Source organism: Sphingobacterium pedocola, assembly GCF_015209965.1.
Taxonomy (GTDB): Bacteria; Bacteroidota; Bacteroidia; order Sphingobacteriales; family Sphingobacteriaceae; genus Sphingobacterium; species Sphingobacterium pedocola.
In genome coordinates this window covers 1,197,956-1,223,042 of record NZ_MU158690.1, presented here as the reverse complement: position 1 = coordinate 1,223,042, position 25,087 = coordinate 1,197,956, and the positions used below count along the sequence as shown (strand labels likewise).

The following is a 25,087-nucleotide window of genomic DNA, read 5'->3' as shown; positions in this document are numbered from 1 at the left end:
TATATCAACCAAACAGCGTTAATTATTTAGTAGTCCGTCGAATAATGTCCGAACGGACGAAGGAAAATTATACTTTTATGGCAAACAAACTACAGAACGAAACCTCTCCCTATCTTAAGCAACACGCGCACAATCCTGTAAATTGGATGCCATGGGGAGCGGAAGCATTGGCAAAGGCAAAAGAAGAAAACAAACTGATACTGGTAAGTATAGGCTACTCAGCTTGTCATTGGTGCCATGTGATGGAAAGAGAAAGCTTCGAGAATGAGGCGATCGCGGAAACGATGAATAAGTTTTTTGTGCCAATTAAAATTGATCGGGAGGAACGCCCGGATATCGACCAAATTTATATGATAGCCGTCCAATTAATGACGAATGCAGGAGGATGGCCCCTAAATTGTATTTGTCTTCCCGATGGTAGACCAATATATGGTGGCACCTATTTCAGACCGCAAGACTGGCAAAATGTACTGTTACAGATTGCACAAATGTGGGAAGAAACACCCGAAGTTGCGATCGACTATGCACAACGATTGACCGCTGGGATACATAAAGCCGAGCAGCTCCCCATTCTTCCTATTCCGGAACAATATTCCCTATTAGATATCAAATCCGTCGTGCTGCCCTGGAAGGAGCAGTTTGATTTCAAAGATGGTGGCTATCAACGGGCACCAAAATTCCCATTACCCAACAATTGGCTATTTCTCCTTCGTTACGCGGTACTCGCTGAAGATGAAGTCGTGCTGGAGCATGTTCATTTTACGTTGGAAAAAATCGCTAATGGCGGAATTTACGATCAAATCGGGGGCGGATTTGCGCGTTATTCTGTAGATGGACAATGGCATGTGCCTCATTTTGAAAAAATGCTATATGATAACGGACAGCTAATCAGCCTCTATAGCGAAGCGTATCAGCAAAAGCCAAACACCTTATATAAGCGCGTTGTAGAAGAAACGATTACCTGGGCCGAACGGGAAATGCTTGCAGCAAATGGCGGATTCTATAGTGCGCTGGACGCGGACAGCGAAGGCGTGGAAGGAAAATTCTACACCTTTGATTATTCTGAATTTGATATTCTAGGAGAGGATGCAGATCTTTTCCGCTCGTATTTTAATATCGTTAAAGACGGCAACTGGGTTGAAGAAAACACAAACATCCCCCTAGTAAATAGTACAGATCAAATTTTTATTACCGAAGCGGGATTTACGGCGGAAGAATGGAATAGCTATTTAAAAGAAATCAAAAATAAACTCCTATCCTACCGTGCAAAGCGTGTAAGACCGGGATTGGACGACAAACAGCTCACGACATGGAATGCGCTATTGCTAAAGGGTCTAGTCGATGCGTACCGTGTCTTTGATGAAGATCGGTACCTTAACCTTGCTTTAGGTATAGGTCACTTTATCGGCAACAATTGTATGGAGAACGATGCACTGCTTCATCAACCGGCTGATCACAATCGTAAAATAAACGGTTTTCTTGATGACTATGCTTTTACGATTGAAGGGTATATTTCACTGTACGAAGCCACATTTGATGAGTATTGGCTGCTTGAAGGTAAAGCACTCGCCGATCTCGCTATTTCCTTCTTTTACGAGAGGCAAGATAAGACATTCTACTATACGGGAGCAGATGCCGAACAACTTATCGCCCGCAAAAGCGAAATTATGGATAATGTAATTCCGGCCTCCACCTCTACTCTGGTACGCCAACTGTATAAATTGGGCCTGTTATTTGACGATGAAAATTACACCGCTATTGCGGATCAGGTATTTGCAAACGTCTTTCCACACATCAAAAGCTACGGATCGGCCTACTCCAATTGGGCAATCCAATTGTTGGAACATCATTTCGGAACCAATGAAATTGCACTGACCGGAGAGCCTGCACTGGCTTGGCGAAAAGAGATGGATAGCTACTACATTCCAAATAAAATAACATTAGGAGGAACAAAAAGCACACTTCCATTGTTAAAAAATAGACAAGGTGTGGAACCAAAAGCCTACCTTTGCCGGAATAAAACATGTAGTCTTCCTCAGTCGTCGATTACTCAGATTCTAGAATTAATAAATAATAACAGGGATAATAATCCCATAAATTAAGTCCAATGGCAGTAGAAAACAACAACGTAGTAACGTTGAATTACATTCTCCACACCGTAGAGGGAGGAGAAAAAACTTTTGTAGAGCAGACAACCACTGAAAACCCGTTAACATTTTTATATGGTGTAGGTATGATGTTACCTAAATTTGAAGAGAAAATAGCCGGATTAAATGAAGGGGATAAATCTTCATTCGAACTAGATGCAGTTGATGCATATGGTGAAAGAGATGACAAGGCGATCGCACAATTGCCTGCTGATATGTTTAATGAGACAGGCCTTCCTCCAGTAGGAGAAGTATTACCACTTCAAGATAATCAAGGAAATCAATTTCGCGCGGTAGTGGTTGAAGTAACTCCTGAAGCAGTTGTAGCTGACTTAAACCACCCTATGGCTGGTAAAAACTTGAATTTCGATATTGAGATTTTAGCGGTTCGTCCAGCTACCGAAGAAGAACTATCCCACGGCCATGCACATGGTGCTGATGGTCATGCAGATCACGAATAATTAAAAACAATAAAATCCGCTGATTAGCGGATTTTATTGTTTTATAGCTCTCAACATCTCTCTTTTACCCGGAGCGCCAGGTACCTTTTCAATTGAAAAACCTAAGGCTTTCATGCTCCGCTTCAAGTTCCCCGTAATGGCGTATGTTACAAATACACCGCCGGGTTTCAAGAAGCTGCACACATGAGCTAACGTCTCATCCGACCACATTTCAGGTTGATGTATGGCCGCAAAAGCATCGAAGTACATGACGTCAAATGTGCTTTTGTCCTCAAAATCCAACACATCTGTATGTGCAATACCTAAATCGATCTCGTTAGCTAACTTTACTGACCCTTTCACTGCACTTTCATAAGTGGAAACAAAATCATTCCACAAAGCTGCAGAAATATATTGGTCGTAATCGGTTTGTGATATGATTTCCAATGGCAACGGAAATGCTTCTATACCTCGGTAATTTAATTTCACGGCATTTTTTGCGCAATAATCTGCTGTAAGCAGAAAATTGAGCCCCGTCCCAAATCCGACTTCTAAAATGGATGCTTCTTTTTTATGTTCCTTTTCTAAAAAAAACTGTAGCCCAGATTTTAAAAAAACATGTATACTTTCCTGGTATGCCCCGTGTTTCGAATGATAATGTTCACCTATTTCAGCATGATACAGCGTTTTTGAACCATCTCCGGTTGTTACAAAATCCATAAAACAAAAATTTATTCTTCAAATCTAATACAAAAAAGGCTATTTTAGCGCTAGACATAATTCTGATGCAGGAAATACTCAAAAACTACAGTAATATTATCCAACTATTGGTCGGAATAATAGTCGGTAGTATTATCGGCCTACTGTTACCCAGCGTTGTTCCATTTATTAAGCCGCTAGGGGACATATTTTTAAACCTGCTTTTTGTAGCTGTTATTCCATTGCTATTTTTTGCCATTTCTTCTTCCGTTGCCAATATAGAAAGCAACAACAAGTTGGGCAGGATTTTAGGAACGATGTCTGCTGTGTTTGTGGCGACAATCGTTATTGCCGCTATTGCTACGATAATAGGTCTTTGGATCTTCCCGGTTACGGCCGCTAAAGATACTTCTGCCGCGATTGAAAGTTTGGCAACCAACGCAGACGATACCTGGGGTGATAAAATAGTGCGCTTTTTAACTGTTGGAGAATTCGCCAATCTACTGTCGCGCCAAAATATACTGGCTTTCGTAATATTTTCTTTTTTAGTCGGCACAGCTGCTCGGAAGACAGGCGAAGACGCCGCGCTGTTTGTGAAATTTCTGAATGCCGGGAATGAGGTAATGAAATCGCTCTTGACACTAATCATGAAATTTGGCCCTATCGGTCTGGGGGCATATTTTGCATATCAAGTACACACATTAGGTCCCGAATTATTCGGCTTCTACGCAAAACCATTGGCATTCTATTATATTTTTGGAATTGTATTTTTCTTTACATTCTATTCCATATACGCTTTTGTAGCACAGCAAAAGAACGGTGTTACCGGGTACTGGAAATATAACATCACGCCGTCTTTGACCGCATTGAGTACATGCAGCAGTCTAGCTACTCTCCCAGCAAATCTAGATGCAGCGAAAAAATTAGGTATACCCGCAGGCGTAGCGAATGTTGTTATCCCGTTGGGCAACACCCTCTATAAAAATGGATCTTCCATTTCCTCCATACTAAAAATCTATGTTGCTTTTTCTATACTGGAATGGAACTTCTTCGAACCAACCACCCTCATTACCGCCGTCGGTATAACTATTCTCGTGAGTATGGTAGCAGGAGGGATTCCAAACGGTGGATTTATCGGTGAAATGTTAATGATCTCTGTGTATGGCATCCCAAATGAAGCCATACCAGCCATTATGATTATTGGCGCCCTCGTAGATCCGCTCGCTACGGTCCTTAATGCTACAGGAGACACCGTTGCCGCAATGCTGGTCACCCGATTTTCAGGTGAACGGTTTGAAGAGGTTAAAGAGGAGTGATGCTCGGTGCTGCACCGCCATTGGCCAGTCCAAATCCGCTAAGGCCGGAGTTTTTGAGTTTGCCGAACACTTAACTTTCGTAACGAATGCACTATCCTAACATGAACGATAAATGTCGCCTTGGTGGGTCGACAATAGCAGGAGGAGGCACTAGCCACTGTGGCAAATGGATACAGCGACGAGTTTTGCCTACTTTTGCGGTCAAAAGTAGGAAGCCCTGCCACGGCAAGTAGCGAAGAGGAGGTGAAAGGGGAAATTTCAAATTGTATAAAAAATAGGTTCTTTAAACTTATTCAAATAAATCCCCCCTCAATTCAGGGATTTCGCTTTTAAAAACACATTCGTCACTGCGAGGAGGTACGACGAAGCAGTCTAAGGCCAATAATGAGATTGCTTCGTCGTCGTACCTCCTTCTCGCAATGACGAGAAACGGACAAAGAAGTTAAAAGCGAAATCCCTGCCCCCACAATTTCTTACTTTAAATAAACAATAAAAAGATTAATTTTGCAGTTATGATGATCGAAGTAATGAAATCGAAAATTCATCGCGCTCGTGTAACACAAGCCGAATTGAATTATGTGGGAAGTATCACTATTGATGAAGATTTGATGGATGCGGCAGATATTATTGCCAATGAGAAGGTACAGATCGTAAATAACAACAACGGAGCTCGATTAGAAACATATGTAATACCGGGCGAACGGGGTACAGGCACGATCTGTCTGAACGGAGCAGCGGCTCGATTGGTGCAAGTAGGAGACATTGTAATTATTATCTCCTATGCCACGATGGATCGCGAAGAAGCACGGAAACACAAACCCTCACTTGTATTTCCAGATGACCACAACAGGTTATTGAAATAATGATTAACTTTACCATCGAATAATACGAATTCGATTGCATTATCCGAATATGCTGAGCATACTATCCACATACCGCAGATTATTTGCATCCCTCCTAGCCGGGTGGATGTGTGTAATTGTAATCAGTGGTGTTGTGTTCATGCACAAAGAGATCACTTCCAGTGGCGAAATCGTAACACATATTCACCCCTACGATTTCACCGATAAGTCGCACAAAAAGCACCACAAATCGGATGGTGAAATTCAATACCTAAACATTGTTTTTCAAGGAAGTTTCCTTTCTTCAGATTTCGTCGTCTTTGAGCTTCCTTTTTTTCAAGAATTTAATTTCGAGAATTATTCATACTATTCCTATCGGGAATACACACCTATTTTTAACTCTTATTACCTAAGAGGCCCTCCCCAATATCACGTCTAACAATTTACGGAACGGAAAAAAGACCATCTGCTGTCTACGATATTGTCGCCATTGCAAGAAAGTACAACATCACCGTCATTGCGAGGCAGTACGACGTGGCAATCTTCTAGCATAGCAATACGCTTTAGAAAAGACTATCTACTACGTAAACTGTCACCGTCATTGCGAGGCGGCACGATGTGGCAATCTTCTAGCATAGCAGCAATATACTTTAGAAAAGACTAGCTGCTACGTAACCTGTCACCGTCATTGCGAGGAGACACGACGTGGCAATCTTCTAGCATAGCAATACGCTTTAGAAAAGACTATCTACTACGTAAATCGTCACCGTCATTGCGAGGAGGCACGACGTGGCAATCTACCAGCAGCTTTTCCATTCGTCCGTTACCACCACTAAGTATTTATTTTTTAACGTATTTCATCAAGAACACATTATATATTATATGTCTACAAACTATTATGGTCATTTCATGACCGTACTTATGCTATTTGCTTTATCAACTAGCTTTGCCCAACAGAAAATCGAAGGGACTATCCAAGACCCAAAAGGCAACCCTATTGAGCATGCCACTATCCTCATAGAAGGTACGTCTATCGCCGCTTCTTCCGATGAGCAGGGTAAATTTTCCCTAACCTCTACGCAAAATCCGGTTACTATTCTAGTGCGCACAATCGGTTATCTGCCCTATAAACAAAACATCAACGATTCCCAAAAAAGTTCACAACTCCGTATTATATTACAAAAAGACAATCGCAATCTAGATGAAGTAGTGGTATCTGGCACGCTGCGCGCGGTCTCCAAGTTAGAAAGCCCAATTCCGGTAGAGGTCTATTCTGCCAAATTTTTCAGAGCGAACCCCGCCCCGACAATTTTCGAATCTCTCCAGAATATAAATGGTGTGCGCCCGCAGATCAACTGCAGCGTATGTAATACCGGTGACATCCATATCAATGGTCTGGAAGGGCCATACACCATGGTACTGATTGACGGTATGCCGATTGTCTCCGGCCTTTCAACAGTATATGGATTGAACGGGATTCCGCAAGCCTTAATTGAACGTGTAGAAATAGTAAAAGGCCCAGCCTCTACATTATACGGGAGTGAAGCCGTAGGTGGTCTCATCAACATCATCACGAAAACGCCTGAAAACGCACCATTATTTAGCTTGGAAACATTCGGAACAACCTGGCAGGAATACAACTTAGATCTCGGAGGTAAATTCAAAGTGGGTTCCGCTCAGTCGTTGCTAGGCGTGAATTACTTTAACTATTCGAATCCGTTAGATAAAAACGGAGATAACTTTACAGACGTTACCTTGCAGGATCGGATTTCCATTTTTAATAAATGGAATTTCGCGCGCAAAGACAATAAAACATTCTCCCTGGCCGGCCGGTATATATACGAAGATCGATGGGGCGGAGAAATGAACTGGAACAAGCAATATCGTGGAGGCGATGAGGTTTATGGCGAAAGCATTTATACCAAACGCTGGGAAGTGATGGGCGTCTACGACTTACCTGGTAGCGAAGATTTCTCGCTATCTCTCAGCGCAAATGGGCACGATCAAAATAGTGTCTATGGCGACGTCCAATATACGGCAGACCAGAAAATTGTATTTGGTCAGTTAACTTGGCATAAACAACTTAAAAACCATGATCTATTGACCGGACTGGCCTATCGTTACACCTATTACGACGATAATACTCCCGCAACAACCGAAGTATCGCACACACATTTGCCGGGGCTGTTTGTCCAAGATGAAATTACCCTACATCCGCAACACAAGTTATTGCTTGGAGCACGTTACGATTATAACTCTATCCACGGGAGTATCTTATCTCCGCGTGTAAATTATAAATGGAACTCCAAAGACAAAACCCAGGTCCTGAGGATCGGTGCCGGAAACGGTTATCGTGTAGCCAATGTCTTTACGGAAGACCATGCCGCACTAACCGGTGCCCGCGATGTGGTTTTCGAAGGTGATCTCAAGCCCGAAACTTCCTGGAATACAAACGTCAACTACGTGAAGAAGTTCTACTCGGACAATGGTTCTGTATTTGGTATCGATGCCAGCGCATTTTACACCTACTTTAGCAATAAGATTATCCCCGACTATGATACCGATATCAATAAGATCATCTATTCCAATTTAGATGGACATGCCGTTTCAAAAGGTATTTCTGTCAATCTGGACTGGGCGCATTCGAGTGGTTTGAAAGCGATGATCGGTGGTACCGTAATGGATGTTTATAGTGAAGAAGAAGGCGAGCGGGAATGGCAGATGCTCACCGAAAAATATATGGGTACCTGGACCATTGGATATAACTGGAACCGTCTCGGATTAAGTTTTGACTATACTGGTAATGTTATAGGTCCTATGCGCTTACCTATTCTAGGTGCAGACGATCCCAGACCCGACGAATCGAAGGCATGGAGCATCCAGAATATACAAGTCACGAAACACTTCCAGAACGGGCTTGAAATTTTTGCCGGTGTCAAGAATTTACTGAACTGGACACCCACCAAAGGGATTCCATTTATTATCTCCCGTGCCCATGACCCATTTGAAAAAATTGATGATCCGAGTCTTCTACCGTTTGACCCCAGTTACGTTTACGGACCAAACCAAGGGATTCGTGGATTCTTGGGCGTTCGCTATAATTTACTAAGATAATATAGGTATCATGATAGCAGGATTAGGTAAAAATTATGCGGTATTGCTAGCTTTAATTGGTTTGTTTAGTTCCTTTTGCAAGGCGCAGATAAATCCAGTGGACATCGCTGAGGTGGATAGCCTGATGGCGCAACAAGCGAAGCCGATATTAATCCTGCTATCTACCGATTGGTGTCAATATTGCCAGATGCAGAAGAACCAAATACGAAAGAACAAGGATTTCGCTATAAGCGCAAACTCATTCTACTATGTAGCATTTGATGCGGAAAGTAGAGATAACGTTTTATTTCAAGGCAAGGACTATACGTTCAAGCCTACGGGCAAAAACACCGGCACAAACGAACTTGCTCGGGCATTAAACGGCCCCGGTACGCTCGCTTTTCCGACTTGGGTATTACTCGACAAGAACTATCAAACACTATTTCGCCACGGTGGTGTATTGAACCCCACCCAGTTAAAGGAACTACTGAACGCAATCGACGACATAAGTGTAATTGATTTACAAACGCCTTAACAAAAGAGGGTGTATAAAAACATCTAGCAAACGTAAAAACGCGTCATTATGAGGAGCGCTAGCGACGTGATAATCTGCGTTTTTGATTGATTAGCACATGTATGTCCATAGATTTTGCTTCGCGGTCACCATCGTCCCTCCGGTTCGAAATGACGGCAAACGGTACTTTTTAGACACCTTTTTTTACTTTTTATTTAGCTCTACTTTTTCCTAACTGCTGATATAGCTTTGAAGTTGGTCAATGGTCTGCTTTTGATCATCGATGATATGTTTCACAAGATCCCCGATAGAAATTATGCCAATAACAGTATCATTTTCCACCACGGGCAAATGCCTAAAATGCTTGTTGGTCATTAATTCCATGCAGCTCTCAATTTGTACTTCCGTTGTGATGGTCTGTGGATCATGTGTCATGACCAAATGGATAGGCGTATCTTTGGATGACTTGCCCTGCAAGATAATTTTTCGGGCGTAGTCGCGCTCGGTGAAGATACCAACTAACGCGTCATTTTCAACAATCAACAATGCACTGATGTTTTTTTCCATCATCATTTGCAAAGCATCCAAAACCAATGTATTTTGGCTTACAGCGTGAATAACAGACGATTTACCCTGGAGAATGTGTTTTACGGTTTTCATCTCAATTAGTTTTTAAGTTGTTGATGAGTCGGCACCAACAAATTGGTCATTATATAAAATAGTTCATTAAAGATAACTTTTATTAGTGGAATAAAAAATAAAACCTTTTTTCTTACTTTTGCTGTAGCATTAAGGAATGAGCCTGCGTTCTATCCTGTAGAAAAGACATTAAAATTTATGAAAACTCTATTTAAACCACTATTAGTATTGGCATTTGCAGCGGTTGCATTTAGCTCTTGTATGAAAGACAATAGCGCTGAAAATGAAGCGAACCAACGTCGACAAGAAGAAGCAATTGCGGCTTCATTAGCTGAGGATAAAATTAAAATTGAAAAATATCTATTGGACAATCCTTCGGAAGCACCAGAAGGCTGGCAAGAAGATGAAACGGAATATCCTTTGACTCTTATAGAAAAAAAACCTAAGAGAGGATTTTGGTTTGAAGTTTTGGAAGTCCCTACCGAAGAGGACGATGAGGCATATACCCATGAACTTTCTAGCTCTGGCGGCTTGGTGGCTCCAAAAGTAAAAGTGACTTATACAGCATCATTGTTGGATGGCACCGAGGTACAAGGAGAAACCAACGGTAGTTTCGACTTTGCTACTTTCACTTCGAATAGCAGTGTTTACAATAGTGTTTGGTTCGTTTCTTTTTTTCCGAAATCAATCAGGAAAGACGGCAGCGACATAAACATCGGCGGTTTAACTGCGAAGGGTTTGAAAAAAGGAAGCAAAATTCGTGTAGTCTCCCCTTCTTATTGGGCCTTTGGAGCAAATAAAGTAGGTGATATCCCAGCTAACTCACCATTAGTATATGAATTTGAAGTATTAACAATCGAATAAAACGACTTAAAATATATCGAAAGCGTCGACAGTATTGTTGGCGCTTTTTTATTTAGCTGCTATATAGTTTTGCCTCTCAGTTTAGATTCCTCCACACCACCAATGACAGTTTAGTAAACTATGTCGTCAACCCGACTGAAAGAACATATCTTTAGACCCTATTGTTGCATTAGTCCCACACACCCGCACTATTCTACCTGATGCCTGCTCCGCAGTCGACTCCATTTTGCTCCGCTCAGAGTCAAGTTCCCCTTTTTTGTCATTATCCTTACAATGTGTTTTGTGAATCTGATGTCTCGGGATGAGAGAATGACGAAAGAAAACTTTTATACATCCAATATGTAGCAAAATGATGAAACGGACGTTATCACTATATTTAACAAAATTACATAAATGAAAAACCTATTTAAATTACTATTTGCAGTTACAATTACGGCTGCAACTTTCGCATCCTGTGTAGACGATAAGGATATTTTTGATCCTGAAGCTCAGCTAGCATTAGAAAAGCCGATGATCGAGAGCTATGTAAAACAACATTATCCTAATGCCCAACAATACGAAAACAGCGGCTTATGGTATGAAATTATTGAGCCGGGAGAACCTGATAGTTACGATTATGATATCAAAGACACGCTGAATCAAAAATGGATTTTCGCGGAGGGGATTATAAACTACAAAGGTAAGTTAGTCGCAGACGGAACAGTATTCGATGAGACAAAAGATATAACAAAAGGAGATACGCTTCCTATATATATGAGTCTCAATACAGGAAACGCATCCGTTATTACGGCATGGATTTATGCCTTTTCTCCAAAGGATTTAACCGTAGATGACAAAGATCTTGATCTAGGAATCATCTTCACAAACGGCGCACAAAACGGTGCAAGGTTTAGGATTATCACACCTTCACAATATGCTTATGGGCGGAGTGTTCAAGGCAAGATACCAGCTAATTCACCGCTCGACTTTGAAGTAGAAGTGCTAAAGATGCGGGATTTCGATCCAAAAAGAAATAATTAACACCAAAAAAAGGGCCTCATGTATTCCAAGAGGCCTTTTATATTTCTAACTTTTTCTTCCCCTACCTACGTAACATCAGCGCTAACCTAAACCGGTTTAACCTTCGTCGTATTACTTTACGCCAACAACCAATTATCACTTCGACAAAGCCATTAAAATACAGTCACTTACGAAACACACCATTCGATCTACCAAATGGGTTTACGCCCTCACCTGTTGCATTTCAGCTTAAGACCATTGTCTTTTCCGTCAAATTAAACAAGCGAGACCTCCCCTATTTTAACCTTGAGTTATTTTATATTCACTTTAGCTCCTTACTTATTCATGCAGCAGTAGAAAAGAGAGCGCATACAACCTACTAAACGACAAATATGTCATCTCGTACAAATTAGGGCGCCAAACCATTTGTCAACAGATCCGGTTATATTTCTTTTAACACAATAATAATATCGTTAATTGAAAAACAAACCGCTTTTTAAGCAAACTACTTCTGTCATAAAGTCCCCGTAACTGTGCTTTTACTACCATTTATAGGTATAAATAAGAACTAATTTTTCTTTCAAAGCATGTTACGTAATACTATTCTGGCATCAATTCGGCTTTGGGTAAAAGCTATTTCTCTGCATCCCCTTCCAAACTAAACGTAATAGCCCACGATTCAAAAAATCGTGGGCTACACATCAAATAACTTTACCTGTTTATTATTTTATCACCGTCACCTCAATATCGTCCAAGAATATACGATTTTTATTAATCGGTGCACCACTTGCCTCACGTAAGTCGAAGTCTCCCCCTAAAAACCTAATTTGGGTCTCGCTAGTAGCTCCTGTGATGATGAATGAACGTTCTGTTCCGTCGGCGGCCCAGATCAATGTGCAAGTAGGATCTTCGTAATAATTTGGCCAGTTGTCGACACTAAACTCATTTACACTAATTGTTCCCGGTCCGATAACATTCACCTTTAGAGCGGTACCATCTTTTGTACCGCCAGCTGTCTGATAAGGAACAGCTTTAAATTTAACCAACAGATTCTTTGTTCCTTGTACCGCTGTTAGCTTAGGAGAAATTAAATCAGCACCATAATTCGTTTTTCCCAATTTCACAAATCCCTGGCGGGCATACACAGGCTTACTGTTGTCTGCAGACGGTGAGCTTACCCAGCCTTTTGCTTGTTCGCCCGCAGTCCAGCTACTGATTATTTTTTCTTCAGTTGTTGTGTAGAAAACAGCACTTCCATATCCCAACCAATTAAAATCTTCCGCAAAAACGACTTCCTCACTTAGATCAATACCTTCTTGATGGATTGGCAACGAATTAGGTTGTTGCACCTCATCGAGGAAGAACAATAAATGAGCGGTTCTTTCGACCCCCGTATTCTTATTAACCGATATCGTTACAGGCCCATCACCTGTACCTTCCATCGGCTCTATATTCAACCAATCCGCCTCTTCCTCAACGTCCAATTTCCATTTACCTGTAGCACGCAAAATATACTTGCCGGTATGACCCGCTTCTAATACCTCCAACCTATCCGAAATATCATCTATTTTTAGATAACGGTCTTCTTCCTGTCCACTGCCGGTAGCCGCGGCCTGTTCCACTTTAAATACGGCGTTTTGCAAACTTCCATCGACTGTAAAAAACAGCGTCATTGCACGTGCTTCTTCAGACGTATTTCTGTTTACCTTGACGGTGAATGTACCGTCTCCTTCACCTTCCAGTGGTTCAATATTTATCCATTTTTCCTTACGCAAAGGTTCAATTTTCCATTTTCCATTGGACTTGAAGGAGTAAGTTTCGGAAGAAGCTTCGGCGGAAGCTTCCATCTTGGAGGGACTATCTTTCAGTTCAAAATAACCGCCATCATCTTGATCTTTTTCACAGGAAGAAAAGAGCACGGCAACTGCCAAACAAAAGGCATAGATTGTTCTTGTTAGCATCTCCGATTTTTTATAGTTCATCACTTTCATGGATTCCATATTTTTTATTTCACTTGCATCTCCACGCGTTCTTTCATGATATTTGTAACACCGCCGATCGTATACTCGTATGACAACAGGAATACGTTGGTTCTTATCCCAAAGGCCTCTTCAACCTTAAAGACATTTGGATACGCGGGATCATTATTCAATTGAACGATCTGTAGATCTTTGTACGGTTTGATGGTTATATTATTAAACTCATCCATTTCCAGGATGAGGGAAGTTTTTGCGAGATCCACTTCTTTCGACACGTAGGTTTCATTTCCTGCGATCATCCGTACACTATTGCTAGTCAATGGAAAGAGTTGTTTGTTGGCCGCAGTCGCCAAACCGTTTGCTAATCCCACCATGGAGTACATGCTATTAGTCGCTTGTGAGGCGTACTGGTTCTCGATAAGCACTTGGTACAGCATCGTACTTTTTTTTGATTTAATCTCAACCCCTGAGATACCGGTAGCTTTTAATCCGATAAAATAGGCGGAGTCCGGTGATAAACCATCCGGACGCAACTTAATCATAGTACGTCCTGTAAGTTCACCTGCTTTAATCACAATCTTATCATCAAGAATTTCATACTTGCTCTCAGGCAATAATTTGGCATACAAATCTTCTGCGGCATCGTAAAGCGACCAGTTGTATTCCGCCAGTGGAGTAGCATCTTCTTCCAGACCGATAACGAGATCCTTTTCCGGTGCATGCGTACCTCCTGCGGAAGCAGCAATATACCCGATGACTTCTTCACCCGTCAGTTGAACGACTTCCTGAAAAGTATTGTGATAGTCGCTACTGATCAGAGCGACCTCATTTTTGTACATTTCTTTTTCAAACACCTCGTTGTCTTTGCAGGAAGCAAAGGCAGTCGTAAGTGCAAGTATTGCTATATAATTTCGTTTCATTTTTTCGCTTTTTTTATGGTTTTCTCCTAATTATAGCCCGGATTCTGATCAACAGAAGGCAATCTTCTCATCTCTGCACGAGGTATGGGCACCCAAATAAGCTTCTTGTCTACCTGTCTGGTTAGAAACGATGAAGTACCCGGACTAACACGTCTGTAAAAAGATTCCCGATCCGCTCCATCTGGATTCATACCCCGTATAGGTTCACGTTCGCTTTCTTCATAGATCCCCCAACGGCGAACATCGTAGAAACGTCTGTTTTCCCATAAAAACTCCACCATACGTTCTCGTTCGATCTGTTTTTGAACTTCAGCCGTATTGGAGAGCTGACTCGAAGATAGACCAGGTAATCCTGCGCGATAACGAACGGCATTAAAAGAAGTTTTAATCTCATCAACATCACGACTCAAGGTGTATGTTTGTCCCCCTAGCTCCACGCTATGGCTACCGGTCAGATTATTAAGCGCTTCCGCATAAGACAGCAAGATCTCAGCATACCGGATAATAGGATATGCCTTGGGCATATAACGGGCACCTGTACCATTAATGGCATCATATGGATGGTTCCATTTCTTGATCACATATCCCGTAAGCGGATAATTGGGAGAAGTCGCAGATACACCTCCGCGGCCGTCGGCGTCCTGATAAAAGTACTTAGCGGTGTGTGTATTGTTTGTCGTACTGGACAATGCTTGCCACACGGCACCATTGAATCCGATAGATGCATAAAAACGCATCTCCCGGTTATCGTACATTTTAAATATTCCGGAATTAAGTGGGTAACCAGAGAAAGACTTCGGTTGTGCCGTGAAGAGGTCGTCAAAGGTCCCTCCGGTAGGAAGATCGGCAACAGTTTCAAAATAGGTATTGCCACGGGCCTCTTCTTTGGTTCGGCCGTCATTCATCAGGTAGGCATCGACCACTTTCTGTGTAACACTAAATCGTCCCCAACCTCCAAGCGAAGGTGGCATTGACCCTTGATTAATAGTTGTGTTCATATAAACCGTATTTACCCCCCAGATATATTCCGGATTAATGGCTCCCACTGATTCGCCGGTAAAGACATCTGAGTAAGACTTAAATGCGTCAATACCAGAAGCTCCATCGGGATACGCGTTATAGAAATTGGGGTCGGAAGTAACTCCTGTGGGCAAGACAGCCGTCCTCTCGTCTGACGGCACAGTATAGAGCTTGTATACCCCGAGATCCATCACGCGCTTAGCAGCCGCAGCGGCTAGCGCCCAACGACTTTCATCATATTGTTGCGACACATAGTGCACACCGTCTGTAGAGCGGGTCCAGTTGCCATAATAGGAATTAGCTGCCGCTCCTCCGTTAAACAAAGGACTCGCATGTATTAACCGCAGCCGGGCGATCAAAGCCAGCGCAGCCCCCTTTGTCGGCCTACCAAAATTCAGAAGACCAACTTCCTGTGGAAGCAATACCGCTGCTTTTTCAAACTCCTCGCAGACGTAGGTCATTGCCTCATCATAAGTCGCCCGCGGACGGTCATAGTATTCAATTGTTTCATTGGTATTAATGACTTCATCACCCAGCAATATCGGTGGGCCGTAATCGATCAGCAGGTTGTAATAGGCATAAGCACGTATAAAACGGGTATATCCCTCTATTCTGTTGCGGTCCGAATAGGTCATGTCTCTTGGCACATCGATATTCTTCAGTATGTTATTACATTTACGGATGATTTTATAGTTCCTCCCCCATTGATTGAGGTTACCAGCGGGACCACCACCAGATCCATAAAAGTCGGGGGTAATATTCCCGGTTACAAAATCCATTCCGTAGTACACGTTGGAAGATCCCGCACCCGTAAGACCATTGATCCCCTCGTCCGTAGCCATCGGCCCCGGTGTGTAACCCTGCCGAATGGTGTTGGATTCGTCCGGGAACATCGCCGCGGCACCCCACATATAAGCTTCAATATAGCGCGTATTGGCATATGCCGAATCGATATTAAACTCATCATCGAAGTAATTATCGATATTAAGATAGTCCTTACAGGATGTCACCATGAACAACAACTGTACGACTAAAGTTATTCTGGTTATTCTTTTTATAATTATTGACGTTCTCATCTCGTTGATTGATATCTGTAGTACTAAAAATTGATATAAGCCTGTAGCGAATATGTCGTAGGGATCGGGTACTTACGTCCACCCCAAGCAGCTTGTTCGGGGTCATAGATTTTCACATTGTCCCATATATAGAGATTATTTCCCACGAACTGAAGGTCCATCGATGTCACACCTAACCTTTTCAGAAAATTCGGATTCACGTGATAACTCAGCGTAACTTCCTGCAACCGCAGGTAGCGTGCATCGTCCTGCCAAAAAGATGATAATTGACTGTTGTTACTATTGTTGCCGTATTGCAAACGCGGGAAGCGCGCATTGGGATTTTCAGCCAAAGAAAGGTCTATACCATGCTCCAGGGCATAATCCCGCGGAATCCAACGGTTTGCAGGATCATTGGCCAAAGTAAGCACATTACCAGAGGTACCCTGAAAAAATGGCATATAGCCCATACCCGTATTTTCGGTTACGCCTTTATATTTCATAGGTTGCCCTACATAGAAAAAGGAAGTTTTTCCAGTCCCTTTAAACAGCACACCCAGCGATAGGTTTTTATAGCGAAACTCTCCACCGAAGCCGTACATGGTCAACGGGTAGTTACTATGGGTCAAAGGTACTTGGTCCAGTGTATTGATAACGCCATCGCCGTTCACGTCCTTGTATTTGATATCTCCGGGCATAACACTACCAAAAGATTGCGTGGGGCTATACTTAATGTCATCTTCATCCTTAAACAGTCCTAAGGCCTGATAACCGCGGATGGAATTGTATGGAAATCCGTTAAACTCCAAGTAAGAATACTCCATGTAAGCTTGTTCCCAATTCTGTACGACATTTTTAGAATAGGTAAAATTACCACGCAAGGTCAAACTCATGTCTTGAGAGATTTGGGTACTATAGCTTATACTACCATCGGCTCCAGAACTTTGCATCCGCCCCACATTAGCATAAGGGTTGCTGATCACACCCACGTAATCTGGCACCTGTACCCGCTGCTGAAATATACCGTTACGCTGATCCTTAAAAAAGTCAACGACAAAATCGATCTTATTGTTAAAGAGCTTACCTTCTATCCCTAAATTGGACTTAATGGCCCTTTCCCAAGCGAGGTTGTCTGCTCCGATACGGGTTTCGCCGATGGTTTCGATACCGCCGACTCCCCAAACACTCCCGGAGCCCAAATCTGCCTTAGTCAGGTAGGGGAATCTAATATCATTTGTAATGCGGTCATTACCTACGGTACCGTAAGATGCCCTGATCTTGAAATAATTAAGCCAAGGAGCCCTTTCCTGCATAAATTCATATCCCGTCGGCACCCAACCTACCGCAATGGAAGGGAAGAAACCATATTGGCGACCAGGCTGAAAGTTTTCCGATCCGGTATAACCAAAATTGGCATCAATAAGGTATGTATCGCGATAACCATAAGTGAACCTGCTGGATACCCCTTGATAACGTACGGGAATAGCTGTCAAATTATTTGTCGCATCATCGGTATCCTTGGCATCACTGAGGTAATAGTAGACCAATGCGGATGTACGGTGGTCTTCCCCAAATTTCTGATCGTAGTTGAGCGTTGACTCGAAGTGGTACTTTCGGTACTGCCGCATCCTTTTACTATAAGAAGCTGAGGTCTCTTGTACCCTTTGCGCTGTAATAAGCGAACCGTCGTAATCCCTACCTGTAGCTTCATAGAGCGCAGGCTGTAGCCATCTACGTTCGAAGAAATTACTATGAATATCGTAAGCGCCCTGCGCACGAAATTTGAGTCCTTCCAAGAGACTTGACAAATCTTGATCTATAGCGAGTGTTGTTTTTCCTTTGTACCACTCCTCACTGGCTTTTCCCGTACGGTTGATCATGACGTAAGGTGATGATCGTTCCCCGCCCCCCACACCGGGCAACATTCCATTTGAATATTGCAAGGGAATAGACACGGGCGTAAGTGTCGACTGCGTTTTCCATATATAATCTGTATCGGCCACACCAGGCTGACGTAACTGAGATAAGAATCCATCCGCTCCTAGAAATACTTTCGTGCTTTTGGTTAGGTTGATATCCAGATTGACCCGGTAATTGTACGTATTGTAACCTACGTTGGAGCTGTATATGCTGTTTTTATCCACCTTGTACGCGGCAGTCTCACTATTACCACCCAAGCTCACGAAATAGCGGGCAATTTCAGATCCTCCACGACCAGAGGCATAATAGCTTTGACGCCAAAAGTTTTTGTTGAGAATCTCATCCTGCCAACTTACATCCGGGTACATATCCGGATCTAGACCATACTGAATGATACCCAACTCGGTCTCATTGAACAATGGTTCAATGCCCCTGATGATACTCGCTTCGTTGGCCAGTTGGGCATAATCATGAGCACGTAGGTACTCTGGTAGACGATTGAGACTAGACAAAGTCGAATTGACACGACCGGTAATCTGGATCCGATCTACCTGACCGCGTTTGGTCGTAACCAATACCACACCATTGGCGCCTCGTACCCCGTATACAGCGGTGGCCGAGGCATCCTTTAAGATCGAGAAGCTCTCGACATCTGCGGGATCTATGGTATTTAAATCACCTTCCAGACCGTCAATAAGGACAAGGGCACTGGCGTTGGCACCAAATGTACCTATACCGCGCACCCAAAAATCAGCGATATTTGCTCCCGGCTCCCCTGAGCTTTGCATGGAAATAATGCCGGCGGCCCGCCCTCCAAGAAGGTTGGCCATAGAAGGAGCAGGACTTTGGAGTTGCTTGACATCGACTGTCGTGATGGCGCCGACAGAACTTATTTTCCGTTGTGAAGCCCCCAGTCCGACCACGACGACCTCGTCGAGTTCCGAACTCTTATCCAAAAGCTTTATGATTAAGTCGGCGGTCGATTCGACCGCAACATGCTCTACAGATTCGTACCCTACATAGGTAAATACAAGCCTATCGCCATAAATGCTTTTAATACTAAATTTCCCGTTCTCGTCCGTAGAAGCTCCCGCTGCAGGCCGGTCTTTGATATAAATAGAAACCTGAGGAACCGGCTCGCCATTTTCGTTGACGATGGTACCGGCAATTATTAATTCCTCCGTTTGTTGTGCAAACGTGGCCGTGAGCCATAAGCATAGCGGCAGTATACACAAAATATGAATGATCTTCATGATATAAATAAGTAGGTTAATTATTCAATAACTAATTTGCGAATTCGTGCATTACTCCAGTCTGCTATGTAGATATCACCTTGATCGTTGACGGCAACTCCCCATGGCTGATTAAATAGGGATTCTACTGGTCCACCATCTTTATACCCTGCTTTCGTAGGTTGCCCTGCAACCGTAGAGACTACACCATCGGCTGATAACATGCGAATACAGTGATTGCCGTAATCCGCAATGAACATATTTCCGGCATTATCAAACTTAATATCTTTCGGAAGGTTGAATATAGCGTCCGCCACCGGACCGTCGCGAAATCCAGAACCTCCGGGAGCATTGATCCGCTTGAATCCGCCTGTACCATTGGGATCGCGAAGATCAAGCACCATGATTCCCTGCCTAAATTCGGTCGGGGTAGCATTGGAATGGAGCGTTATATATAGCTCCCAGGGTTTTGCCGGATTAATCGCCTGGCCGTATTGTGAACCGTAAGGCCCCTGATGTACAATGGTCGCTTGGTATGTATCCGGATTAATTTTGGCAACCTTCCCGTCACGGAAACGGGTATAGAGATGATTATCGTAGGGAGAAAATGTTACAAAGTTGGCATACCGATCCGCCTGAACAATCGTACCGTAATCCGCCGCGGAGAATTGAGCGTTGCGTTGACGGGGAACCCAGGCTTCTCTGGGGTCAAAAGAGAAAAACACCTCAGCTACGGACTCATGCGAAACGGTCATAATACCGGTAACACGATCTACTGTCACCCCGTTGGCATATGGATTTGGGGAGGACGCGACTGTGTACAGTGGAGTTACTAAATTTTCCTTTTCATTGATACGGGCTACACCATACGAACCTCCGTCACGCCAAGTCATGAAAAGGTTGCCCTGTGCATCCATATCCAAGTACTTGCCGTACACATGTGCCTGATCGAGTGTGCCAGCTACGAAATTTTTGTCCCCGGTGCCGGTGACGGTACTAACCTGTGCCTGGATATGATATATAAATTTATGATCGTAGACTACGGAGTCCTCACCGATTACCACGGAAATCTTTGGTTCATCACCGGGCAATCGCGGAATAATCGCATAAATCCGCTCTCCACTGGATGATACAATCGCTGCCCGCGCATTATTAAAATACACCTTAATTTTGCTCGGATCTGTTCCAAAATTTTCTCCGTTCAATAAAATTTTGTCTTTTGCTCCACCTTCATTGGGATAAAAAGCTGTCAGCACGACGGGCTTTGTTGGATCATATTCCTTTTTCAAATCTGACGCTTCATTCTTACACGAAGAAATTAGTAAAAACAGGAACAACGATAGGTACGAAAAAATTTGTTCTTTAGGTCGCATTTTTTATTAATTTATTTCACAATTATGTTTAACATGACGTCTACTCTGTTTCTCAACTTTGCCTATATACAACAATTGAAGATTGTCGTTTTTCGAGATCCAAATGGCATCCAAATCCTTCATTTTTTATTAGTTTCATGGCTCTTTAATTTCATTTTTCAAAGGTCAAGCTTTAATGTTAGATTATTTTAAATGCGAATTTTTACAACATCAAAATCAAAATCACAAAAAACTTAAAGAACTGACAAACAATACCTTAAACCTATTAATAAATCTTATTTTCTAAACTTTTAAGATCTATTTACAGGCATTTCCATGTGGTGTTTTCGGGAATTTAACATTGAATTTACGACCCCTTAACAGACTTCCGATTTTCACCTGTTAAGGTTATTTTTTTTCATCTTAAATTCACTTTTGACGGCTCAGATATGATGAAGTTTACCTGTCTTTTTATAGTAGAGATAAGGTCTATCTTCAGTGATTCATTTACTTTTCGGAATCAATAAATTTTATTTAGGAATTTTAAAGGAGGTTTATTTTATTCCGTTTGTCGCTCGCCGCGACGTGGCTAAATTCTATTTTTTTTGCCCTCATCGGCGGGCGGCTCTCCTTCTTTTGCTTGGTCAAAAGAAGCAAAAACCAAGACTTGGCCAATGTTACGCTAAAAGCTTTTGGATTTACTAAACAGCTCCGAGCCGTTGCACTTCGGGGATCTGTTCTTAACGCAAATCCAAAAGCTTTCTTAACGCTACATCGACCTAGGTCGTCCTTTTAAATTCTGCTGAAGTGTAAACTAATATTTAAGAATAAAGCACTATCCTTTCATCTTCGACAAATGTCGCCTTAGCCATTTGCCAATTGCAGAGGGAGGCACTACCCATTCTGGCAAATGGTACAGCGACGATTTTTTCCTTCTTTTTATAAAAAAAGAAGTCGCCCTCGCGCCGGCGAAAGAGGCGCATAAAAATTTGATTAAGAAAAACCTTCCTTTTTCATTAAGCCCGGTACTTTAGGTTACGGGAAACATTTTTTGAAAGCTGGAAAAAAAGGATCGTATGGTTAAAGGGTTAACACGACAACAACAGGTCTTCGCGATCAAGTACCTGAATGCGTCCTTCAAACTGATCTGGACAAATCGACTTGTTTTTAGTCTTGCTTCGGTACGTGTAAATCGTATTTATTGAGCATCGTAGAAACCTTGAAATCTTAGCACTGTCGGTTATGCCTAATCTAATAAGTGCGAAAATCCGAAGTTCAGTCGTTAATAATGATCCCTTCACGGCTGTTCTTTCCGATAAGGGTAAGAGATTATTAAACTCCATCACGAAATTTGGATACAATTTCAAAAAAGTCTCATCAAAATTCATCAGAAATGCTTTGTATTCACTTTCAATATATGCGGTAGAGTCTAATTCCATTTGAATTTTTTCAATGGTCCCCCTCTTCAATAATCTTTTCAAATTAACACGATAATCATTCAATTTTTCGATATAATCCGAGCACAAATCGATGAACTTACTCAAGTAAGTTTCTTTTAGCAAACTCATAGATATCAGCTCGCTATTCGAAAATGCCATCTGACTATTGGCGATCTGGAGCTCTGCATTAGAAAGGTGTAATTGGTTACTCAATGAGTTAAGCTCTTGATTCATCCGGGTCAAATCGTCGTTCACGGCAGCTAACTGATCTTTTGTCTTCCGTAATTTTCTATATTGCTTTACGACGAACAGCGATAATAAAATTGTAAAAGCCAACAGAAAGGCAATAACCGCAAATCCAGATGAGATTGCATTCCGCTGTTGCACAATTTTCGTATTATAGGCTTCGTATATTTTGGGAAGAATCTTTACAATCTGTTGGAACCACCTGAACGCCCCACTGTAGGTTGCATCTTGTAAAGATAGTTCGACAAATTGATAAGCGGTTTCAACATCACCTTCATCATATAAAAGTGCCGCTAGTTTCCACAAGGACACATATGCTTTTACTGCATATTTCATATCAGTGATGGCCGAAATAGCGAGAAATCGCTTTTCTTGCTCAAAATCTTTCTTCAAGTGGAACAAAGTGGACAGGTAAAAGGCGACGTGGGCCATTTCCCGATCTTCTATAGTCAGTCGAGTATAAGCGCCAGACAACACCCTTATCGCGTTGTCGTATTCTTTCTCCGCTTTAAGTTTGTTTGCAAGATGTATAGTGTGCCAAACGGATTGTTCAGGTGTGTAGCGCAACAGTGAGTCCAAACAAGCGTTTATTTCCCTTTTGTAAATCTTCTTCTCAGGCGCAATGATCGTGTATTCCGCCAACCCTTTGTACAGCTCCATTCGTACAACGAAATAGAGAACATTTATTTCATCAGGAAACCCATCCCTAACAATATTATCTAATAATTCCCTGCATTCGCGATACATCCCCGTATATGCATAAACCCGAGCGATAAAAAGCAATGATTCGGTCTTGTAAATAGGCTCTTTTTTTAGCGAAGTCTCCGAGAGCGCAAGCATCTGCTCGGCATACTTCAAAGCGCTATCAATCTGTAAGTCATAGTACATCTGAAAAAGAGACCTGCAAGCATCAAATTGAGTCATCGGATCTGCAGAAGGATCCAGTTGTTTTCGCATCTGATCGACCTGCGTCAATTTCTTTTCCAGATAGTAGTCACTCTTAGCGATCTCATTTTTGAGCAATGTGAATGATTCGCTATACGACATATCTGTTTGCGCTCTACCTGATAGGAGGCTGCACAAAAAGGCCAATATTATTGTAGACAAAGCGGTTTTCATATTTCTTTTTACCAAAAAAGCACTGCTCGGTTACTTCCGTTCTACTATGCGATAGATAACATTTCATGAATCATGTTGTCTATACTTCATAATTAGAGCTTACCATTTAATTCTACAAAGGACGACAATACAAATCAGGAGAATATAAACTTAAGATTACGGTTATGTTAACAATTACATCAGGAAACTATCGAAATTTACTTCCCCCTAAACTTAGATCCTTCCAGGATATCCTGAGCGTCTTCCTTTGCAAGCAATTGCTTCAGATCCAGCTCCGGGTTTCTTTCCATAAATTTTCGCACGATCATCCAGCCGATATATGAGCCAAGCTTAGGAGCCGATTCATTGTTCCCGCCGAGTTCACGGGTGAAGGGCGCCTCACTAAAATATTTTTGTATTCCCATGTAGTCGGTGCTGTACAAAAGATTTTCTTGAATAAACCAGGCCCACACGTCTTCTTGATAGCGCTCAATCCATGCCATTTGCTGCGCAGTGTAACCGATCTTGAGACTATCCGCTACATCTTCCAGAATGACATCCATCGCATACAGTACCTTACCGTTGTATATCATGTGCTGCAGCATATTGACATCGCCATTATGCTGAGGAAATAGTTCTTGTCGCAGCACGGTTTCTACTACACGAGGGGCGATATTTTCCGGTGTGAATCGTCGCGAGATATAACGGGGTATAGATTGGACAAGAGCAGGATAAAATTCCGAATCGGCTCCCAAAAACATATCTAATCCGATTCCAAGATAGTCTTCACCGGAAATGGTCTGAAACGAAAACCCACCGACGAAAGAAATAAAACGAGGGAGCACATATTCCGGATAGTAATAGGTGATATACTTGAACGCCTGCGTCAATTCCTTCTCCTGTCTTTCGAGATTAGGGAATGTCGTAGCAACTGCTTGTGAAAGGTCTATAAAATCTTTTTTTACCAACACCTTCTTCAAAATGGATGCCAGTTGCAAACTATCCTTTGGGTGTCCAACTTCGAGCATCTCCGTCATAAAATCGGTATAAAATATACCATACTGTTGCTGCCAATAATTATTTTTTTTCAGAATAGCTGAAGTGTCTAAAGCTGAAAATTCCTGATCAAAACGCGCTACTTTAATCTGAATATCTATATCAGAAACATCGGGCCTAGTTATTGTAGCTGTTTGATGACACGAACTCATACCGAGTATGAAAAAAAAGAAATAAATTTGTGCTATATTGAATTTCATCTATATGTTTCCGTTGT

At 42.3% G+C, this 25,087-nt stretch carries 18 protein-coding genes; 9 read left to right on the top strand and 9 right to left on the bottom strand.

The window, feature by feature from the left end; genetic code table 11:
- Positions 1-77: 77 nt before the first annotated feature.
- On the top strand, positions 78-2,102 hold the full coding sequence (locus C4F40_RS15040) for a thioredoxin domain-containing protein (RefSeq protein ID WP_196940198.1): 2,025 nt from the start codon (positions 78-80) through the stop codon (positions 2,100-2,102).
- Positions 2,103-2,107: 5 nt separating this feature from the next.
- The gene (locus tag C4F40_RS15035; RefSeq protein WP_196940197.1) at positions 2,108-2,608 is read left to right on the top strand and encodes an FKBP-type peptidyl-prolyl cis-trans isomerase; all 501 of its coding nucleotides are present in this window, start codon (positions 2,108-2,110) and stop codon (positions 2,606-2,608) included.
- A 33-nt stretch (positions 2,609-2,641) separates the two neighbouring features.
- Here C4F40_RS15035 and mnmD read toward each other — a convergent pair whose 3' ends face one another.
- Positions 2,642-3,307 (bottom strand): tRNA (5-methylaminomethyl-2-thiouridine)(34)-methyltransferase MnmC2, encoded by a 666-nt coding sequence (mnmD, locus tag C4F40_RS15030; protein WP_196940196.1) that lies wholly within the window; start codon positions 3,305-3,307, stop codon positions 2,642-2,644.
- A gap of 65 nt (positions 3,308-3,372) precedes the next feature.
- Between mnmD and C4F40_RS15025 the strand changes: the two genes are divergently transcribed.
- The 5 genes from C4F40_RS15025 to C4F40_RS15005 all read left to right on the top strand — a co-directional run bounded on the left by C4F40_RS15025 (position 3,373) and on the right by C4F40_RS15005 (position 9,072).
- Entirely contained in the window at positions 3,373-4,602 is a 1,230-nt protein-coding gene (locus C4F40_RS15025; RefSeq protein ID WP_196940195.1) for a dicarboxylate/amino acid:cation symporter, read from the top strand.
- Positions 4,603-5,114: 512 nt separating this feature from the next.
- The gene (gene panD, locus C4F40_RS15020) at positions 5,115-5,465 is read left to right on the top strand and encodes an aspartate 1-decarboxylase (RefSeq protein WP_136900808.1); all 351 of its coding nucleotides are present in this window, start codon (positions 5,115-5,117) and stop codon (positions 5,463-5,465) included.
- Positions 5,466-5,514: 49 nt separating this feature from the next.
- Complete coding sequence (locus C4F40_RS21615) at positions 5,515-5,883, top strand: hypothetical protein (RefSeq protein WP_231390080.1); 369 nt, start codon at positions 5,515-5,517, stop codon at positions 5,881-5,883.
- Positions 5,884-6,326: 443 nt separating this feature from the next.
- A complete protein-coding gene (locus C4F40_RS15010; protein WP_267134662.1) occupies positions 6,327-8,558 on the top strand; it encodes a TonB-dependent receptor in 2,232 nt (743 codons plus the stop codon).
- Between the two features lie 10 nt (positions 8,559-8,568).
- The gene (locus tag C4F40_RS15005) at positions 8,569-9,072 is read left to right on the top strand and encodes a thioredoxin family protein (RefSeq protein WP_196940194.1); all 504 of its coding nucleotides are present in this window, start codon (positions 8,569-8,571) and stop codon (positions 9,070-9,072) included.
- Between the two features lie 210 nt (positions 9,073-9,282).
- Here the strand turns inward: C4F40_RS15005 and C4F40_RS15000 are convergent, their stop codons facing one another.
- Positions 9,283-9,711 carry a CBS domain-containing protein gene (locus C4F40_RS15000; protein ID WP_196940193.1) on the bottom strand — a complete coding sequence of 143 codons (429 nt, stop codon included), beginning with the start codon at positions 9,709-9,711 and terminating at the stop codon, positions 9,283-9,285.
- A gap of 177 nt (positions 9,712-9,888) precedes the next feature.
- On the opposite strand from C4F40_RS15000, the gene C4F40_RS14995 reads away from it, so the two are divergent.
- Both C4F40_RS14995 and C4F40_RS14990 read left to right on the top strand, forming a co-directional pair.
- On the top strand, positions 9,889-10,554 hold the full coding sequence (locus C4F40_RS14995) for an FKBP-type peptidyl-prolyl cis-trans isomerase (protein WP_196940192.1): 666 nt from the start codon (positions 9,889-9,891) through the stop codon (positions 10,552-10,554).
- Positions 10,555-10,947: 393 nt separating this feature from the next.
- On the top strand, positions 10,948-11,574 hold the full coding sequence (locus C4F40_RS14990; protein WP_196940191.1) for an FKBP-type peptidyl-prolyl cis-trans isomerase: 627 nt from the start codon (positions 10,948-10,950) through the stop codon (positions 11,572-11,574).
- A gap of 701 nt (positions 11,575-12,275) precedes the next feature.
- On the opposite strand, the gene C4F40_RS14985 is transcribed toward C4F40_RS14990, so the two are convergent.
- From C4F40_RS14985 to gldB, 7 genes are all read right to left on the bottom strand, one after another.
- Positions 12,276-13,514 (bottom strand): BACON domain-containing protein, encoded by a 1,239-nt coding sequence (locus C4F40_RS14985; RefSeq protein ID WP_231390079.1) that lies wholly within the window; start codon positions 13,512-13,514, stop codon positions 12,276-12,278.
- Positions 13,515-13,558: 44 nt separating this feature from the next.
- Entirely contained in the window at positions 13,559-14,452 is an 894-nt protein-coding gene (locus C4F40_RS14980) for a BT_3044 domain-containing protein (protein WP_196940189.1), read from the bottom strand.
- 26 nt (positions 14,453-14,478) lie between these two features.
- Positions 14,479-16,548 carry a RagB/SusD family nutrient uptake outer membrane protein gene (locus C4F40_RS14975; RefSeq protein WP_196940188.1) on the bottom strand — a complete coding sequence of 690 codons (2,070 nt, stop codon included), beginning with the start codon at positions 16,546-16,548 and terminating at the stop codon, positions 14,479-14,481.
- Between the two features lie 23 nt (positions 16,549-16,571).
- Entirely contained in the window at positions 16,572-19,700 is a 3,129-nt protein-coding gene (locus tag C4F40_RS14970; protein WP_196940187.1) for a SusC/RagA family TonB-linked outer membrane protein, read from the bottom strand.
- Between the two features lie 20 nt (positions 19,701-19,720).
- The gene (locus C4F40_RS14965) at positions 19,721-21,052 is read right to left on the bottom strand and encodes an IPT/TIG domain-containing protein (RefSeq protein WP_196940186.1); all 1,332 of its coding nucleotides are present in this window, start codon (positions 21,050-21,052) and stop codon (positions 19,721-19,723) included.
- A gap of 1,067 nt (positions 21,053-22,119) precedes the next feature.
- Positions 22,120-23,835, bottom strand: a complete 1,716-nt coding sequence (locus C4F40_RS14960; protein WP_196940185.1) for a DUF6377 domain-containing protein — start codon at positions 23,833-23,835, stop codon at positions 22,120-22,122.
- A gap of 197 nt (positions 23,836-24,032) precedes the next feature.
- Complete coding sequence (gldB, locus tag C4F40_RS14955; protein ID WP_196940184.1) at positions 24,033-25,070, bottom strand: gliding motility lipoprotein GldB; 1,038 nt, start codon at positions 25,068-25,070, stop codon at positions 24,033-24,035.
- Between the last annotated feature and the right edge of the window lie 17 nt (positions 25,071-25,087).